The organism is Paraburkholderia sp. A1BS-2L (genome assembly GCF_051125205.1).
Taxonomy (GTDB): domain Bacteria; phylum Pseudomonadota; class Gammaproteobacteria; order Burkholderiales; family Burkholderiaceae; genus Paraburkholderia.
In genome coordinates, this window is sequence record NZ_CP120429.1 from 1,537,172 (window position 1) to 1,553,353 (window position 16,182).

Sequence of the window (16,182 nt, forward strand, 5' to 3'; positions counted from 1 at the left end):
TCCGGGAAATTCGCTGCGTGCGGGTTGAGGACGTGGACTGCCCGCGTGGCGCGGGTAAGGCTGGGCAGGCGCGCGCGAGGCGCGCCTGTGGGCCGCAGATCACGATCATAGCCGCAAACGGGGCCGGAGTTGATGTGGATGGCATCGATGTACGCGGCGCGTCACATCATGACAGGGAAGCGTGCGCCGCTGGACCGTGCGCCAGTGGCGCACGATCGTGCCGGATTACATCGGCCAGACGAAGGCTTCGTGCGCGTGCGAGGTCTTGCCGATATCCACGGGACGCTGGACCGTCTTGCCGTTGTGGCTTGCCGTGATCACGTAGTGGCCGTTGGGCAGCGTCACGAGCATGAACGGGCCGTTGGTGCGGGTGGAGACGAGCGGCTGGCCGTGCGAGTCGGCGATCTTCACGGGCACGTTAGCGAGGTACTCGTTGCCGTTCGCCGACTGGCGCGCGAATTCGAGCGAGAGCGGGTAGCGCGACATCGCGGCCTTGAACGCCGCCGACTGGTCGCTGCCGATGCCGCCGGACAGGTACGAGACGTTGCCGGCATGGTGCGCCGGCGGCAGGGCGCTGGCAGCGGCCGGGGCGGCCGGGGTGTTCGTGGCGCTCGCGGTCGCGGCGAAAGCGCCTTGTGTGCCGAACGCAAGCGCGAGTGCGGCCGCGAGCGAGATGGCCGTGCCCTTCCACGGAGTCGAGCGTGCTTTCATTTTTACCTCCTATGTCGGATACGCCGGCGCGTGTGACGCGCCGGACGAATCCAGCCTAGGCAGCGCGGCTTAAAAGTCCCTTAAAACACAGGGCGAGCGCGTTTTCGGCGGTTGCCGGCGCGCTTGCTCACCGCACGATCATGCCGGTGAGCACATAAGCCTGGATCAGCGTCATGACGCCGACTACCGCCGCGAAAAAGAGGCTATGACGCACCGTGAAGCGGAACAGCTCCGCTTCCTTGCCGACGAGGCCCGTGGCCGCGCAGGCCACCGCGATCGATTGCGGCGAGATCATCTTGCCGCTCACGCCGCCCGAAGTATTGGCGGCGACGAGCAACGTGTCCGACACGCCGATCTGGTGCGCCGTGGTGTGCTGCAGCGAGCAGAAGAGGGCATTCGACGAGGTGTCCGAGCCGGTCAGGAACACGCCGAGCCAGCCGAGGAACGGCGAGAAAAACGGGAACGCGGCGCCGGTGCCGGCCAGCGCGAGCGCCAGCGTCGACGACATGCCCGAGTAGTTCGCGACGAACGCGAAGCCCAGCACGAGGCCGATTGAGAGCACCGGGCGGCGCAATTCGCCGAGGGTTTCGAAAAATGCTGCAACGGCGGCGCGCGGCTTCATCTTCAGCACGATCGTGGAGACGATGGCGGTGAGCATGATCGCGGTGCCCACGGCGGAGAGCCAGTCGATTTTCAGCACGGCTTCATAGGGCTTGGCCGAAGCCACGATGGGCGCGGTGCGCACCACCAACTGATCGAGTCCCGGCACATGAAAGCTCAGCACGGTGCCGGCGAGCGCGCCCTTCGCGGCGAACAGCGCCTTGAACGGCTTGATGCTCCACACCGTGACGATGGCGGTCAGCAGGAAGAACGGCGACCAGGCGCGCACGGTCTGGCCGATGCTGTAAGGCGATGCCTGGCGGCTCGACAATGTGTTCGCCGCCGCGTTGCCGAAGCCGCCATCGAAGCCGCCCAGCGCCGCCGCGCCGCCGCTCACGCGCAGGCTCGCGGCCGGCGCTGCCTGCGCCGCGCGACGCGGCTGCCACACCTTGAGGAAGGCGGCGAGCGAGACGAGGCTCACGAGCGCCGAAGTGATGTCCGGCAACTCAGGCCCGATGTGATTCGAGGTGAAGTATTGCGTCACGGCAAAGCTGGCGCCGGCCACGAGCGCCGCGGGCCAGGTCTCCTTGATGCCGCGCTTGCCGTCCATGATGAAGACGAGCCAGAACGGTACGAACAGCGAGAGCAGCGGCAACTGGCGGCCCGCCATCGCGCCGATCAGGAACGGGTCGATGCCGGTCACCTGGCCCGCGACGATGATGGGAATGCCCATCGCGCCGAACGCCACGGGCGCGGTGTTGGCGATGAGGCACAGGCCCGCCGCATAGAGCGGCTCGAAGCCGAGGCCGACCAGCAGCGCCGAGGTGATCGCGACCGGCGCGCCGAAGCCCGCCGCGCCTTCGAGGAACGCGCCGAACGAAAAGCCGATCAGCAGCACTTGCAGACGCTGATCGTCGGTGATCGAGAGCACGGAGGCGCGAATGATCTCGAACTGCCCGGTCTTCACGACGATCTTGTAGAGGAACACTGCGGTCACGATGATCCACGCGATCGGCCACAAGCCATAGGCGAAGCCGAAGCCCGCCGAAACGAGCGCCTGGCGCACCGGCATGCCGTATTCGAAGATGGCCACGGCCAGCGCTAGCGCGAGCGTGATGGCCGCGGCGACGTGGCCTTTGAGCCGCAGGCCAGCGAGCGCGACGAAGAAGAACACGATGGGCACGACGGCCACGAGCGCGGACAGCCAGAGGCTGCCGAGCGGGGTATAGATCTGATGCCAGGGTTGCATTACGGTCTCCTCCGTGGATGCGGGTCGAATTTGCGATTTAATTTCGCATGCCTGATGAAATATGTTCTGGTATTCGGCCTACTGCGGTTGATCGCGCTCGCGAAGCAAGTCGTGCAGGCTGCGCGGCGCGGGCTTGAGCGGCGTGCGATGCTGCGTCCAGCCCATCTGCTGCGAAGGCGCGAGCGCGCGCAGGCGCGTCGCGGCCCAGCGCAGCGCGCGATAGGCGCGCGGATGCGCGAACGCGCCGCTCCAGAAGCGCCAGACGAACTGCTCGCTCCTGCTGTGATTCGCGCCCTGGCCGCGCAGCGGATGCGCGACGGCCTCGTCGGGCGAGCGGTTCGCCTCGGTGCGCAGACGCACCAGCAAGTCCGGAATCGGGATGCGCACCGGGCAGACTTCGCCGCACGCGCCGCACAGGCTCGATGCGGTCGGCAGGTCGGCGGTTGCGTCGAGCCCGAGCAGATGCGGCGAGATGATCTTGCCGATCGGGCCGGGGTAGGTCGTGCCATAAGCGTGCCCGCCGATGCGCGCATACACCGGACAGTGATTCATGCACGCGCCGCAGCGGATGCATTGCAGCGTGGCGCGCAACTGCGCGTCGGCGTAGGCCTGGGTCCGGCCGTTGTCGAGCAGCACGAGATGCACCTCGCGCGGCCCGTCCATTTCGCCTGCGCGGCGCGGGCTGCTGATCAGATTGAAATATGTGGTGATCGGCTGGCCCGTGGCCGAGCGCGTGAGCAGGCTCGAAAGCGGCACGATATGCGCGAGCTTCGCGACCACCTTTTCCATGCCCATGATCGCGATATGCACGTCGGGCACCGTGGTCGAGAGGCGGCCGTTGCCCTCGTTCTCGACGAGCCACAGCGTGCCCGTGTCGGCGGCGGCGAAGTTCACGCCCGATAGACCGATCTGCGCATCCACGAATGCGCGGCGCAGCGCGCGGCGGCCCGTCTGGATGAGCGTGTCGACGTCCTCCGTGTAGGGCGTATCGGGAAGGTGTGCTTCGAACAAATGCCCGATATCGCCCTTCGTTTTGTGGATCGCCGGCATCACGATGTGCGAGGGCCTTTCGCCCGCCAGCTGCACGATGTACTCGCCCATGTCCGACTCGATGCAGTCGATGCCGCGCCCTGCGAGGTAATGGTTCAGCTCGATCTCCTCGCTCGCCATCGACTTGCCCTTGATGACGCGCGTGGCCGCGTGCCGCTGCGCAATGCCGTGGACGATGCGGTTGGCGTCGTCGGCGGTCTCGGCCCAGTGCACGTGGATGCCGTTTTCCTTCAGCTTCGCTTCGAGTTGCTCCAGTAACTCGGGCAGACGTGCGAGCGCGTGCTGGCGCACCGCTTCGCCGAGGTCGCGTAGTTGCTCGAGTTCGTCGACATCGGGGAATTGCGCGGTGCGCTTGCCTTGCAGAAAATCCATCGCGCCGCGGAAGCTCTTGCGCAACTTCGGGTCGTGGAGCGCCGCGCGGGCGCGCTCGCGGAACTCGGCCGTGGGCACGAAATGCAGTGGGTTTTCGTGGTGCGCGGCTTGCGCCGGGCTGGCGGTCTTGCTCATTGCGCGGCTCCGTGCTGGGGAAAATTCGCGGGCGAGCCGGTCTCGTCGGCGGGTTCGTCGGCATTGTCATCGGTGACGACGATTACCCACAGCGCGCGCGGCCCGTGCGCGCCGTAAGCCGTGGTCTGCTGGATGTCCGAGGTCTTGGAGGGGCCCGAGATCATCACGAGGTTGGTGGGCATGCCGTCGCGCCAGCGCTCGGCGGCAACGGCCGCATGCAGGTCCGCGTGCAGCGTGCGCGCGTGGATCAGCGCGACGTGCAGCGGCGGCACCAGCGAGACGGTGCGCGGCGCGTGGGCGTCGGGTACGATCACGAGCGTGCCGGTGGCCGCGAGGCCCGAGCGCGCAACGGTGAAGCCCGCGTCGATGCGGTCGAACAGTTCGGACTTCCAGGCTTCGATCGGCTCTGTGTAGCCGTGTGCTTCGATGCCCGTTGCGGCGGACTGCAGTGCATTGGCGAGTGCCGCGCCTTCCGCGCTCGACGTGTCGAGCAGCAGCCGCTTCACGCCCGCGGCCGCGAGGCGCTGCGCGAGGTCGGCGGGCCACGCCTCTACGCTCATGCGGATCACCTGGGCATGCGCGGCCTCCAGCATGCGTTGGAATTGCGCGACGCGGGCCGACCGGGTGGCGAGCGCGCCGGCGGCTTGCGCGCGTTGCGCCGCGTAGTGCGCGTCGATGCGCTGGTCGAGCGCGTCCACTGGCATCGGCGCGGCGCCTTCATTCGCGTTCCCGCTGGCGCGCAGCCGGCCGAGCATGCGCGCGCGGGCGCCCAGGGTGTCGATCATGGCGGCGCTCATGCGGCCTCCCCGCCGGTGCGGCGCCAGAGGAACGAAGCGAGGTGCTCGACGGCGAGCGGCGCGCCCTTGTGCTCGGCGGCATGGCCGATATTGAGCAGGCACCCGCAGTCGGCGGACACCAGCCGGTTGCAGCCGGTCGCGCACGCGGAGGCGATCTTGTCGGCGACCATCGCGCCCGAGATGTCGGGGTGCTTTAGCGAGAACGTGCCGCCGAAGCCGCAGCATTCCGATTCGCGCTCGTGGTCGATGCGGGTGACGCCGGGCAAAGCGTCGACGGCTTCCACGCCGTGCACGCGCGTGCCCATCTCGCGGCGCGCGCCACACGAGGTATGGAGCACGACGCGTTCGGCGGGCTGCTTCAGCGCGGCGTCGCCATAGGCGCCGGCGATGCCGAGGTCTACTTTCAGCACGCGCACGAGGAATTCGGTGAGTTCGTAGATGCGTCCCGAGAGCGCACGAGCCCGTGCCGCATCCGCCGCGTCGGTTTCATCGCCCGCATCGCTTTCGAAGAGAGCGGGCCAGTGGTGCCGCATCATGCCTGCGCACGAGCCGGAGGGCACGATCACGGGCCACGGTTGATCGAACAGGCCGAGCTGCGCACGGGCCACCTCGCGCGCTTCGCGCGGGTTGCCGCTGCTGTAGGCGGGCTGCCCGCAGCAGCTCTGGGTGCGCGGGAAGTGGACCGTGAGCCCTTCGCGCTCCAGCAGCTTGACCGCGTCGAGCCCGGCCTGCGGCACGAACAGGTCGACGAGGCAGGTCGCGAACAGGTAGACGTCGGTCGGGCGTGGACCGGTGGGGTATTGCCGTGGCTTCATGTCTCGCTCGTATTGCTTTCGGTATGGTTCGGTGCCTGATTCGGTGCCGAATGGCGCGCCTCGCCGCGATGGCGACAGCAGGTGTGTGAGCGCATAATCCCCGCTTCGGGTGGCGTACTCAAACTGGTTGGACCAGTGACTGAACAGCGGACAGGCGCGCCACCGCCGAAGCACACGAGGGGCGGGGGCGATCAATGAGGGACAGGGCCGGCGCGCGCGGACGCGTGGAAACGGTGATGCGGCAAATGGAGACGTCGTTGCTCGATGGCACGTGGCGCGCGGGGACCAAGCTGCCCTCCGAGCGCGTGCTCGCGCAGGAGTACGGCGTGGCGCGCAACACGGTGCGCGAGGCGATCCAGCGGCTCGCCGCGCGCGGGCTGGTGGCGAGTCGCGCGGGCGCGGGCGTGTTCGTGACCGACCAGTTGCGGACCGGCGTTGCCTCGCCGTGGGGGCAACTGGTGGCCGATCATCCGGCGCTGCGCGACGACATCCTCGAATTTCGCCGTGTGCTGGAGGGCGCGACCGCGTATTTCGCGGCGATGCGCGCGAGCGACGACGAGCTCGCGCGCATTCGCGCGCTGGTGCAGGAACTGGAGCGCACGCGCGCCTGCGACGACAAGATCGCCGAAGCGGCCGCCGACGCGAAGCTGCACGAGGTCATCGCACAGGCTTCGCACAACGCGATGTTCCTGCATCTGCATACGAGCGTGCTGGGCATGCTGCGCGAGCACATCACGATCAACGGCACGGGCTTGCGCGAGCAGAACGCGGATGCCTCGGATCATCTGCTGTTGCAGCACCGCACGCTGTGCGAAGCGATTCTCGCGCGGCGTCCGGAAGAGGCGCGCACGGCGATGCAAACCCATATCGACTTCGTGCGCACGCGCGTGAGCGAGGAGCACGGGGCGCCCGCAACTGGCCCAACCAGTGCGAAGAAACGCCGGGCACGCAAGAAGCTTGCCGCGCCTGAAGACTGCTAAAGTTGGCGCTCGGGTTGGCGCAGCGCGTGGACGTTCGCGCGGCGCCCGCAGGAACTCGATGAGAAGGAGCCAAGCCATGAACCCGCCCGTCGCGCGTCTCGAGTCGCTTAGCGCCATCACGTTCACCGTGAGCGATATCGTGCGTTCCGTGCGCTTTTACGAGGCGCTCGGCTTCGTGCACCGGCCCGGTGCAGCGATTGCCGGGTTCGCGTCGTTCGTGCTCGGCGGTGGAGGCGGGGGCGGCGCGTGCTATCTGAATCTGCTCGAAGGGCCGCATGACCGGGTCGAAGGTTGGGGCCGCGCGATCTTCCACGTCTCGGACGTGGACGCCTTTTACGCGCAGGTGCTGGCCGCGGGCCTCACACCCGCCTTCGCGCCGCAGGACGCGCCGTGGGGCGAGCGCTATTTTCATCTCGTCGATCCGGATGGCCATGAGTTGAGCTTCGCGAAGCCGCTGCCCTGAGGCGCGTCGATGCATTTGAAATACGCATGACACCCGTAGCGCCGATAGTGGCGCGGGTTGCCATCCACTGCATGAGGAGCAGTCGCCATGAACGAACGGGAGCGTGAAGCGGGCGCGGAGCGGCAACGCCGCCGACGTCTCGACGAAGAACTGATCGACGCTTACGACGAAGAGCTCGAAATGGAAGTCGACGATCGCCTCCAGGAAATCGGCCTCGAGATCAGCGACGAGGCGCGCGCGCTGCGCCGCGTGTATTTCCGCGAGCTGATCCGGCTGCAGGGCGAACTCGTCAAGATGCAGGACTGGGTCGTGAGCACGGGCCACCGGCTCGTGGTGATCTTCGAAGGCCGCGACGCGGCGGGCAAGGGCGGGGTCATCAAGCGCATCACGCAGCGCCTGAATCCGCGCATGTGCCGCGTGGCCGCGCTGCCCGCGCCGAACAATCGCGAGCGCACGCAATGGTATTTTCAGCGCTATGTGCAGCATCTGCCGGCGGGCGGCGAGATGGTGCTGTTCGATCGCAGCTGGTACAACCGCGCGGGCGTCGAGCGAGTCATGAACTTTTGCACCGACGAGGAATACGAAGAGTTTTTCCGCTCGGTGCCGGAGTTCGAAAAAATGCTCGTGAGGAGCGGCATCCAGATCGTCAAGTACTGGTTCTCGATCACGGACGACGAACAGGAAGTGCGCTTCCGGAGCCGCATCGACGACCCGCTCAAGCAGTGGAAGCTCTCGCCGATGGACCTCGAGAGCCGCCGCCGCTGGGAGCAGTACACGCATGCGAAGGAAGTCATGCTGCAGCGCTCGCATATTCCCGAGGCGCCGTGGTGGGTCGTGCAGGGCGTCGACAAGAAGCGCGCGCGCCTGAACTGCATCCACCATCTGCTCGCCCAGGTGCCGTATCAGGAGATCGAGCACGCGAGCGTGACGCTGCCCGCGCGCGTGCATCACCCCGATTACATTCGCCAGCCGGTGCCCGAGAACATGATCGTGCCGGACGTCTATTGACGGTGTTGGCCGGGCATGCCGCGCTGGCCGCGCGGCGTGCCCGCAACCCGGAAATTCAGAGTCTCAGAAGGTTTGGCGGAACACCCAATAGAGGACCCGCCGGTATCGTTTAAGCCGTTCACGAATTCGAAGCCCAGCGCGATGAAAAGCGCGATCACGAGCAGGAACCACGGCAGCGCGGAGTGCTCGCGCACGGTCGAGAGGTCGTCGGCGAGATGCATGCCCACATAGACGGCGCCCGCGGCAACGGTGGGCAGAAACACCAGCAGGCTCGTGCTGCGCCCGCGCGTGGAGGCGGCGCCGGGCTGCGGTACAAGGAAAGATCCGGCATGACGAGCGGGCTTCTCACACTGGGCACGGAGCGTCGCGCAGGCAGGGAGGGCGCAAGGCGACGGCGAAGGCAACGCCTTCGATCATGCAAAGCGCCTATGACGCATTGATGACGTTTTTGCGCAAGGCATGCAGCAGCGCCGCGAGGGGCGAGTGCTGCGCGGTCCTCGCGCGAATCGATTCACGGAGATTGCGCACGTGCCGGACCACGTTCAGAAATCTGCAGGAGAGCCATCCGCCAGGTCTGCACCCGCACCCGCGCAGGCCGTATTTGTTCCGCAGTTGCGACTACGCGCGCGCATCTGGATCTTCGCGCGCGGCAAGTGGGCCACGCGGCTGATCGGCCGCAATCCGTTCTTCGGAGGGCTGTCGGGCACGCTGGTCGCCACGGTGATGGCGGCCTTGACCTACATGGCGCTTTACTCCGGGCGCGCCGAAGAGCTGCGCCACGCGGTCGAGAACTCGAACAACATCGTGCGTCTCGCGAGCAGCGACATCGCGCGCAATGTCGAGCTCTACGATCTCTCGTTGCACGCCGTGGTGGCGGGCGCGCAGCAGCCCGAGACATGGACGCTGCCGCCGGCGCTGCGCCAGCGCGTGCTGTTCGATCGTGCGACGGCGGCATCGTTTCTGGGCGGCGCCTATGTGCTGGATGCGCAAGGGCACGTGAAGGCTGCGCAGAGGGCCGACGATACGCTGGGCGTATCGCTCGCGGATCGCGACTATTTTCGGGTCCAGCAGCGCAATCCCGATGTGGGCCTCTTCATCTCGAAGCCCTTTGCGTCACGCCTGCGTCACGGCGTGCTCTCGGTTGCGCTGTCGCGGCGCATCAATGCGCCCGATGGCGCGTTCGCGGGCGTCGCGCTGATCGTCGTGAGGCTCGAATACTTTCAGCGGCTCGTCGACCGCGTCGATATCGGGCGTGATGGCGGCGTCTTCATCATGATGCAGGACGGCACGCTCGTTGCGAGCAAGCCACCCATGCCGCTCGGTGTGGGCGCGGATTATTCAGTATGGCGCAACTACAAAATCATTTCGCGGCACGACGCGGGCACCTTCACGGCGCACGCGGAAGCGGACGGCGTGGAGCGTCTCTATACCTACGCGCACGTGGGCAGCACGCCCATTATCGTGGGCGTTGCGCCCGCCATCGACGACATTCTCGCGGGCTGGCGAAGCCGCGCTTATCTGGCCGTTGCGATGACGACGGTCTTCGGCGCGGCCTGGGTGCTGGTGTCCTGGGTGCTCGCGTTCGCGCTGCGCGACAAGGTGATCGCCGAAGCCGAATTGCAGCGCCTCGCGGTGACCGACCCGCTCACGGGTCTCGCGAATCGCCGCGCGCTCGATCAGCGGCTCCAGGCCGAATGGAACCGCGCGTCGCGCGAACGGACGCCGCTATCGGTGCTGTTCTTCGACGTCGATCACTTCAAGCTGTTCAACGACGCTTACGGCCATGCGGCCGGCGACGAAGTGCTCAAACTCGTGGCCGAGCGCATCGCCTCGGGCACGCAGCGCACCTCGGACATGGCGGCACGCTTCGGCGGCGAGGAGTTCGCGGTATTGTTGCCTGGCACGGCGCTCGAGGGCGCGCGCAAGATCGCGGACAAGATCCGGCGGCGCATCGAGACGGCCAACCTCGCGCATCGCGGCTCGCACTACGGCCGTGTCACCGTGAGCGTGGGCTGCGCGAGCTGCGAGCCGCCCGCAGGCGAAAGCGGCGCGAAGCTGCTCGCCGCCGCTGACGCCCTGCTCTACGAAGCCAAGGCCGCGGGCCGCAACCAGGTCTGCGCGAAGCAGTGGAGCGGCGCGGCGGCGTAGTGTGATGGTCGTGTGCCGGCTGCTCAGCGCGCCGATTTCGACAGCCGATGGCCGAGGCCGAGATTCGAGACGATCTGCCAGGTGTAGACGCGCGAATAGTGCACGCCGAACTGGCGGCCGATCAACTCGCGCACGCGGCTGTTGGTCCACGCATCGCTCGGAAAGCCATGCTCGCGCGCGGAGCCGTGTAGCGCGCTCGCGATCCAGCCCATTGCGGCCTTGTCGAGCACGGAGGGCCGGCCGCCCACGCTCATCTGCTGAAGCGCGGCGAGGCCGCCGTCTTCGACAATCGACTTGTAGCGGCGCACCGTCTGGGCGGAGAGGTGCAAGGAGTCGGCTACGGCGTGCACGGTCGCGCCTTCCACCAACATCTGGCCGGCGGCCATCCTGCGCGCGACGCTCGGCAAATTCTCGGTTCGGGTAAGCATGTGATCACTCGTCAACGAAAGATTCCGGACATGCGGCTTGCGGATGCCGCTCCTGTCAACCCTTTCAGTGCGTGCGGGTCTTCTCGCTTGCCACGGCCTCGCATGGCTCTTGCTCTATGCCGGGCCGTCGCGGACGGCGAAACAATGCGCCTCTCAGGGCGCGTGCGGACCGCATTGGCGTTCCGCAGGAGATATTAATAATTGTTTTTGTAGGGAATGTGTATAGCTAGCGGAAAAATAGTCTGCTTGACTTACGGATTGTCCTGGACTATCGGAAAAAATGAACCTATCCAAATCGCTTAACTATGCTGTGAATGTTGTTCATTCATGACATGATGCGCCGCCATCCGGGCAATTGAAATGTTTGTAATCATTGTTTTTAGCCCCTTGCCACGGCACCTGGCGAGAGCGAATCGGTAATTTTGGGCAGAATGCGCTTTTCGGATTTGCATGAATTTTTATGGGAATTCGATTCGATTCAGACCGAATGAGCCTTCTGGTTTTGCTTCACCGTGTGTTTCGAAGCGAACCGGTTCATGGGCACTTGAAGATCCAATTGACGATTCGCTTGATGATCTAAAAGGCATGAGCAAAGAACTGGACGAAAAGGTTTGAACGTCTGCTGCTGCGCGCGGCGAGCCGACGTGGCCTCGTATCCTATGGCACATTTCATGCGCTATTCGCGCCGAGCGTGCCGCTGCACGAGCGTTACGAAAAACTGGAAGCTGCGGCGGCAGCCTTGTGCGAGCCGCACGTGGCCGACTACGCGTCGCTGCTCGCGACGGCTTCGGGCCTGCTGGGACCGGACTTCTATCAGCGCTTCCGGCGCCTGCACGCGGAGCGCTATTACGCGCCGCTCGGCGCCGACCGCAATCGCATGCTCAAGCTGGTGGAGAAGCGTCAGTTCGCGAGCGAGGAGCGCGAGCGCGTCTACGATCACTATCGCAGCAACGCCGACGTTGCGGTACCCGCGTAACGGCGTGAATTTAGTCGACGCGATTGCGATCGCGCACGAGGATCGTGACGTACACCGCCGTGCAGACGAGGATCACGGCAACGCCGGCGACCACCTTGGTGTGATTGAACTGCACGAGCCCGGTTACGGCGATGGCAATGCCGGTGGCGGAGCCGAGTGTGCCGAGCGCGGCAACGAAGATGCGCAGCTTGCTCCAGATGCGATGGCGCCGTTCGGGGCCTGCGCCTTCCCTCAAGCGTTCGAAAGTCATGCCGGTATTCCCCGTTGATGGCGGGCGGATTGCACGATGCAATACGGCCTTCGCCCAGATGAAACGATTATAGCGATTGGGCGATTTCGCGCTTTCGGCGCGCCTCCGTTATGTCGCGCGGCGCAAGTTTCACGCGCTGGGGTGCGCACTTTGTGGGGCGTTTAAGTTTGCCTTAATGTTGTCTCGCCATCATCAACACGTCGGGTCGATTCGATAGTCGATTCGCGGTTGTTCTTCACGCTTCCTTGTTTTTCACGTCCCCTGTTAACCGCCGATGCCATACGGCGGTTTTTTTTGCCCATCGCTTTTTCCCATTTGCCCATTTGCACGCCGGGCAGGCTCACTCGTGTTCTGGAAAGCCCGCGCGTCCTTGCGTGAGATCGCGCAGCGCCTCGCGTGCGGCATCGAGGGCGGTGGCGGGAAGCTGGATCGTGAGCCGCACGGTCATCGTGTAGCGGCTGTCGACGAGCGTGTGCTGCCCTTGCTCGATCCAGTGCCGCACGCGCGTTTCGTCGGCGTAGCTCACCTCCACGATCAGACGCGCCTGGGCGATGCGCTCCACTCGCTGCGCGTTTTGCAGCGCGCTTGCGATGGCGTCGGTATAGGCGCGCACGAGCCCGCCCGCGCCGAGCTTTACGCCGCCGTAATAGCGCACCACTGCGGCGAGCACACCATCGAGATCGTGATGGCGCAGCACTTCGAGAATGGGGCGGCCCGCGGTGCCAGAGGGCTCGCCATCGTCGGACATGCCGGATTGGCCGCCCGCGAGCAGCGCCCAGCAGACATGCGTGGCAGTGGGGTGTTCGTCGCGCAGGCGGCGCAGCTCGGCCATGGCCGCTTCGCGGCCATCGACCGGAATCGCGAGGCCGATGAAGCGGCTTTTGCGGATCTCGAGTTCCGCGCTGACGGTTGAGGCAAGGGTATAAGTGGGCAAAGCGGGCAGTGCGGCGTAAGCAAAAACGTGATGTTAGCGGATGCGGGCAGCCATTCGGCTGCGCGGCCGGAATGGGGCGCATGCGTTTGCGCGGGGTTCGCCGCCTTGGGCACGCGCCTTGGACATGATTCGTCCCGCAATCTTTCAGATTACGTAAGGGTTTCTTGCGCCTGAGCTAATGACGTATCGGTCACCAGGGCCGATAATACGCTGCATGACGGATCTAGCTCTGGCTGGAGCGACGCCGAACTCCTCATTCGGTGATCCGTCATATTTCGAATTCGTCGCGGCGCCGCAGGTCTTGCGCCGCGTTTCTCCCAAGATCACGCACAGAAAAAACCCCGGTCGGGACAGTGTCCATCGGCCGGGGTCGTAAGGCTCGCCTGTTCTCAAGAGGCGATGTCACGTTACGCCTGTCAAAAATCCACGGCAATAAAAAAAAGCCCGGCTTGCACCGGGCTTCCAAGTGTGACCGCATCCGTTGCCGGATGCGGCACCTGCAAAACTGCCTGCGCTGTTGACGCTTACGCCGCGAGCAGCGAACGCAGCACGAACGGCAGGATGCCGCCGTGCTTGTAGTAGTCGACCTCGATCGGCGTGTCGATGCGCAGCAGCACCTGGACGCGCTCGTCCTTGCCGTCCTTGCGGTGGATCACGAGCGTCAGGTCCTGTTGCGGTTTGAAGTTGTCGGTCAGGCCTTCGATGTCGAAGGTTTCATCGCCGGTCAGGCCGAGCGACTGCACGCTGTCCGAACCCTTGAACTGCAGCGGCAGCACGCCCATGCCCACGAGGTTCGAGCGGTGGATGCGCTCGAAGCTGCGCGCCACCACGGCCTTCACGCCCAGCAGCTGCGTGCCCTTGGCCGCCCAGTCGCGCGACGAACCCGTGCCGTACTCTTCGCCCGCGAACACCATGGTGGGCGTGCCGGCGTCGATGTACTTCATCGCGGCGTCGTAAATCGACAACTGCTCGCCGCTCGGCTGATGGATCGTCAGGCCGCCTTCGACGCGCGTGCCGTCGGCCTTCGCCGGGATCATCAGGTTCTTGATGCGCACGTTCGCGAACGTGCCGCGCATCATGACGTCGTGGTTGCCGCGGCGCGAGCCGTAGCTGTTGAAGTCGGCCTTCTGCACGCCGTTCTCCTTGAGCCACTTGCCCGCGGGCGAGTCTTCCTTGATCGAGCCGGCCGGGCTGATGTGGTCGGTCGTGACCGAGTCGCCGAAGATGCCCAGTGCCCGCGCGCCCTTGACCTCGGCCACCGACGACGACGGCGTCATCGAGAAGTCGTTGCCGAAAAACGGCGGTTCGGCGATGTAGGTCGACTTCGGCCAGTCGTAGACCTGGCCTTCCTCGCCCTCGATCTTGCTCCACAGGTCGCCCTTCTTCGTGAGCTGGCTGTAGTTCTTCTGGTAGACGTCGGCATCCATCGCGAACTTGAGCAGCGCGTTGATTTCCTCGCTGGTCGGCCAGATGTCGCCGATGTAGATGTCGCGGCCGCCACGGCCCTTGCCGACCGGCTCGGTCATCAGGTCGCGCGTGATGTTGCCCGCGATCGCGTAAGCGACCACCAGCGGCGGCGAAGCGAGGAAGTTCGCGCGGATGTTCGGGTGGATGCGCGCCTCGAAGTTGCGGTTGCCCGAGAGCACCGCCGCCGCGACCACGTCGTTCTTCGTGATGGATTCGTTCAGCTCGGGCGTGAGGTCGCCCGCGTTGCCGATACAGGTCGTGCAGCCGTATGCCGCCAGTTCGAAGCCGAGCTTCGAGAGATAGGGCAAGAGGCCCGTCTTCGTCAGGTATTCCGTGACGATGCGCGATCCCGGCGCGAGCGAGGTCTTGATGTGCGGCGCGACCGTGAGGCCGGCTTCCACGGCCTTCTTCGCCAGCAGGCCAGCGGCCAGCAGCACGCTCGGGTTCGAGGTGTTCGTGCACGAGGTGATCGCGGCGATCAGCACGTCGCCGTTATGCAGCTTGACCTTGTCGCCCGCCGCGTATTCGGCCGTGAGGTCGGCGGCCTTCTTGGCGAAGCCGTTTTCCGCGACCGGCTTCGAGAACAGGTCGATGAAGGTCGACTTCACGTGGCCGATTTCGATGCGGTCTTGCGGGCGCTTCGGACCGGCCAGCGACGGCGCAACCGTGCCGAGGTCGAGCGTGAGCGTCTTCGTGTAGTCGATGTCGCCGGCCTTCGGAATGCCGTAGAGCTCCTGCGCCTTGAAGTAGTTCTCGAATGCCGAGATCTCTGCTTGCGTGCGGCCCGTGCCCTTGAAGTAATCGATGGTCTTGTCGTCGACCGGGAAGAAGCCCATGGTGGCGCCATACTCGGGCGCCATGTTGCCGATGGTCGCGCGGTCCGGCAGCGAGAGCGAGGCCGTGCCTTCGCCGAAGAACTCGACGAACTTGCCGACCACTTTCTCCTTGCGCAGCATTTCCGTGATCGTGAGCACGAGGTCGGTGGCCGTGCAGCCTTCGCGCAGCTTGCCCTTGAGCTCCACGCCCACCACGTCCGGCGTGAGGAAGTACACCGGCTGGCCGAGCATGCCGGCTTCGGCTTCGATGCCGCCCACGCCCCAGCCCACCACGCCGATGCCGTTGATCATCGTGGTGTGCGAGTCGGTGCCGACCAGCGTGTCCGGGTAGTACACCGTATCCGCACCCTCGGTCTTCTTGTGCACGCCGCGCGCGAGGTACTCGAGGTTCACCTGGTGGACGATGCCGATGCCCGGCGGCACGACCTTGAACGTGTCGAAGGCCTGCATGCCCCATTTCATGAACTGGTAGCGCTCGTTGTTGCGCTGGAATTCCAGCTTCATGTTCAGGTCGAGCGCGTCCTTCTGGCGGAAGTAGTCGATCTGCACCGAGTGGTCGACCACGAGGTCCACCGGCACGAGCGGCTCGATGACCTTCGGGTCCTTGCCAACCTGCTTCGCGACGCCACGCATGGCCGCGATGTCGGCGAGCAGCGGCACGCCGGTGAAGTCTTGCAGCACGACGCGCGAGACGACGAACGGGATTTCATCGACGCGGGCAGCGGTGGGCTTCCAGTTCGCGAGCTGCTCGATGTGCTCTTCCGCGATCTTCTTGCCGTCGTAGTTGCGCAGCACGGACTCGAGCACGATACGGATCGAGACCGGCAGGCGATTGATCTTCACGCCGAGTTGCTTGCCGAGTTGCGGCAGCGAGTAGAACTTGCCTTTGCCGGAACCGCTGTCGAATTCCTTTAGCGTTTTGTGGAGGTTGTGGGCCATGGTGTTTTCCTTCGTTTAATCGCG

Annotated in this window: 16 protein-coding genes; 5 read left to right on the plus strand and 11 right to left on the minus strand. The window is 65.6% G+C overall.

Annotated elements, in window-relative coordinates; all coding sequences use genetic code 11:
• Window positions 1–225: 225 nt before the first annotated feature.
• The 5 genes from P5W98_RS21705 to P5W98_RS21725 form a co-directional block, all read right to left on the minus strand.
• Complete coding sequence (locus P5W98_RS21705; RefSeq protein ID WP_421026039.1) at window positions 226–711, minus strand: carboxypeptidase regulatory-like domain-containing protein; 486 nt, start codon at window positions 709–711, stop codon at window positions 226–228.
• A gap of 127 nt (window positions 712–838) precedes the next feature.
• A complete protein-coding gene (locus P5W98_RS21710; protein WP_421026038.1) occupies window positions 839–2,560 on the minus strand; it encodes a lactate permease LctP family transporter in 1,722 nt (573 codons plus the stop codon).
• A gap of 78 nt (window positions 2,561–2,638) precedes the next feature.
• Window positions 2,639–4,117, minus strand: coding sequence for a LutB/LldF family L-lactate oxidation iron-sulfur protein (locus P5W98_RS21715; protein WP_421026037.1), 1,479 nt, complete (start codon window positions 4,115–4,117; stop codon window positions 2,639–2,641).
• On the minus strand, window positions 4,114–4,899 hold the full coding sequence (locus tag P5W98_RS21720; RefSeq protein ID WP_421027037.1) for a LutC/YkgG family protein: 786 nt from the start codon (window positions 4,897–4,899) through the stop codon (window positions 4,114–4,116). Before P5W98_RS21720 ends, P5W98_RS21715 begins: the two co-directional genes overlap by 4 nt.
• An 11-nt stretch (window positions 4,900–4,910) precedes the next feature.
• Window positions 4,911–5,729: a (Fe-S)-binding protein gene (locus tag P5W98_RS21725; RefSeq protein ID WP_421026036.1), complete on the minus strand. Its 819-nt coding sequence runs from the start codon at window positions 5,727–5,729 to the stop codon at window positions 4,911–4,913.
• 236 nt (window positions 5,730–5,965) lie between these two features.
• On the opposite strand from P5W98_RS21725, the gene P5W98_RS21730 reads away from it, so the two are divergent.
• From P5W98_RS21730 to ppk2, 3 genes are all read left to right on the plus strand, one after another.
• Window positions 5,966–6,709, plus strand: a complete 744-nt coding sequence (locus P5W98_RS21730) for a FadR/GntR family transcriptional regulator (RefSeq protein WP_421027036.1) — start codon at window positions 5,966–5,968, stop codon at window positions 6,707–6,709.
• Window positions 6,710–6,785: 76 nt separating this feature from the next.
• Window positions 6,786–7,172: a VOC family protein gene (locus tag P5W98_RS21735; RefSeq protein WP_421026035.1), complete on the plus strand. Its 387-nt coding sequence runs from the start codon at window positions 6,786–6,788 to the stop codon at window positions 7,170–7,172.
• Window positions 7,173–7,259: 87 nt separating this feature from the next.
• A complete protein-coding gene (gene ppk2 / locus P5W98_RS21740; protein ID WP_421026034.1) occupies window positions 7,260–8,180 on the plus strand; it encodes a polyphosphate kinase 2 in 921 nt (306 codons plus the stop codon).
• On the opposite strand, the gene P5W98_RS21745 is transcribed toward ppk2, so the two are convergent.
• On the minus strand, window positions 8,174–8,443 hold the full coding sequence (locus P5W98_RS21745; RefSeq protein ID WP_421026033.1) for a hypothetical protein: 270 nt from the start codon (window positions 8,441–8,443) through the stop codon (window positions 8,174–8,176). The two genes, ppk2 and P5W98_RS21745, sit on opposite strands and share 7 nt — an antisense overlap.
• A 265-nt stretch (window positions 8,444–8,708) precedes the next feature.
• Here P5W98_RS21745 and P5W98_RS21750 point away from each other — a divergent pair, with 265 nt between their 5' ends.
• On the plus strand, window positions 8,709–10,328 hold the full coding sequence (locus P5W98_RS21750; RefSeq protein ID WP_421026032.1) for a sensor domain-containing diguanylate cyclase: 1,620 nt from the start codon (window positions 8,709–8,711) through the stop codon (window positions 10,326–10,328).
• Between the two features lie 23 nt (window positions 10,329–10,351).
• Here the strand turns inward: P5W98_RS21750 and P5W98_RS21755 are convergent, their stop codons facing one another.
• Window positions 10,352–10,756, minus strand: coding sequence for a helix-turn-helix domain-containing protein (locus P5W98_RS21755; protein WP_421026031.1), 405 nt, complete (start codon window positions 10,754–10,756; stop codon window positions 10,352–10,354).
• Between the two features lie 691 nt (window positions 10,757–11,447).
• Between P5W98_RS21755 and P5W98_RS21760 the strand changes: the two genes are divergently transcribed.
• A complete protein-coding gene (locus tag P5W98_RS21760; protein WP_421026030.1) occupies window positions 11,448–11,732 on the plus strand; it encodes a hypothetical protein in 285 nt (94 codons plus the stop codon).
• Window positions 11,733–11,742: 10 nt separating this feature from the next.
• On the opposite strand, the gene P5W98_RS21765 is transcribed toward P5W98_RS21760, so the two are convergent.
• The 4 genes from P5W98_RS21765 to acnA form a co-directional block, all read right to left on the minus strand.
• Window positions 11,743–11,982 (minus strand): DUF2964 family protein, encoded by a 240-nt coding sequence (locus P5W98_RS21765; RefSeq protein WP_052148373.1) that lies wholly within the window; start codon window positions 11,980–11,982, stop codon window positions 11,743–11,745.
• A 161-nt stretch (window positions 11,983–12,143) separates the two neighbouring features.
• Entirely contained in the window at window positions 12,144–12,326 is a 183-nt protein-coding gene (locus P5W98_RS21770) for a hypothetical protein (RefSeq protein WP_421026029.1), read from the minus strand.
• Entirely contained in the window at window positions 12,323–12,916 is a 594-nt protein-coding gene (locus P5W98_RS21775) for an IMPACT family protein (protein WP_421026028.1), read from the minus strand. The genes P5W98_RS21770 and P5W98_RS21775 overlap by 4 nt, the downstream gene beginning before the upstream one ends.
• A gap of 524 nt (window positions 12,917–13,440) precedes the next feature.
• Entirely contained in the window at window positions 13,441–16,158 is a 2,718-nt protein-coding gene (gene acnA / locus P5W98_RS21780) for an aconitate hydratase AcnA (RefSeq protein WP_421026027.1), read from the minus strand.
• Window positions 16,159–16,182 lie beyond the last annotated feature (24 nt).

Coding starts and splice junctions, on each gene's coding strand:
- P5W98_RS21705 (WP_421026039.1), bottom strand. CDS start 711: ATGAAAGCACGCTCGACTCCGTGGAAGGGCACGGCCATCTCGCTCGCG.
- P5W98_RS21710 (WP_421026038.1), bottom strand. CDS start 2,560: ATGCAACCCTGGCATCAGATCTATACCCCGCTCGGCAGCCTCTGGCTG.
- P5W98_RS21715 (WP_421026037.1), bottom strand. CDS start 4,117: ATGAGCAAGACCGCCAGCCCGGCGCAAGCCGCGCACCACGAAAACCCA.
- P5W98_RS21725 (WP_421026036.1), bottom strand. CDS start 5,729: ATGAAGCCACGGCAATACCCCACCGGTCCACGCCCGACCGACGTCTAC.
- P5W98_RS21730 (WP_421027036.1), top strand. CDS start 5,966: ATGCGGCAAATGGAGACGTCGTTGCTCGATGGCACGTGGCGCGCGGGG.
- P5W98_RS21735 (WP_421026035.1), top strand. CDS start 6,786: ATGAACCCGCCCGTCGCGCGTCTCGAGTCGCTTAGCGCCATCACGTTC.
- ppk2 (WP_421026034.1), top strand. CDS start 7,260: ATGAACGAACGGGAGCGTGAAGCGGGCGCGGAGCGGCAACGCCGCCGA.
- P5W98_RS21755 (WP_421026031.1), bottom strand. CDS start 10,756: ATGCTTACCCGAACCGAGAATTTGCCGAGCGTCGCGCGCAGGATGGCC.
- P5W98_RS21765 (WP_052148373.1), bottom strand. CDS start 11,982: ATGACTTTCGAACGCTTGAGGGAAGGCGCAGGCCCCGAACGGCGCCAT.
- acnA (WP_421026027.1), bottom strand. CDS start 16,158: ATGGCCCACAACCTCCACAAAACGCTAAAGGAATTCGACAGCGGTTCC.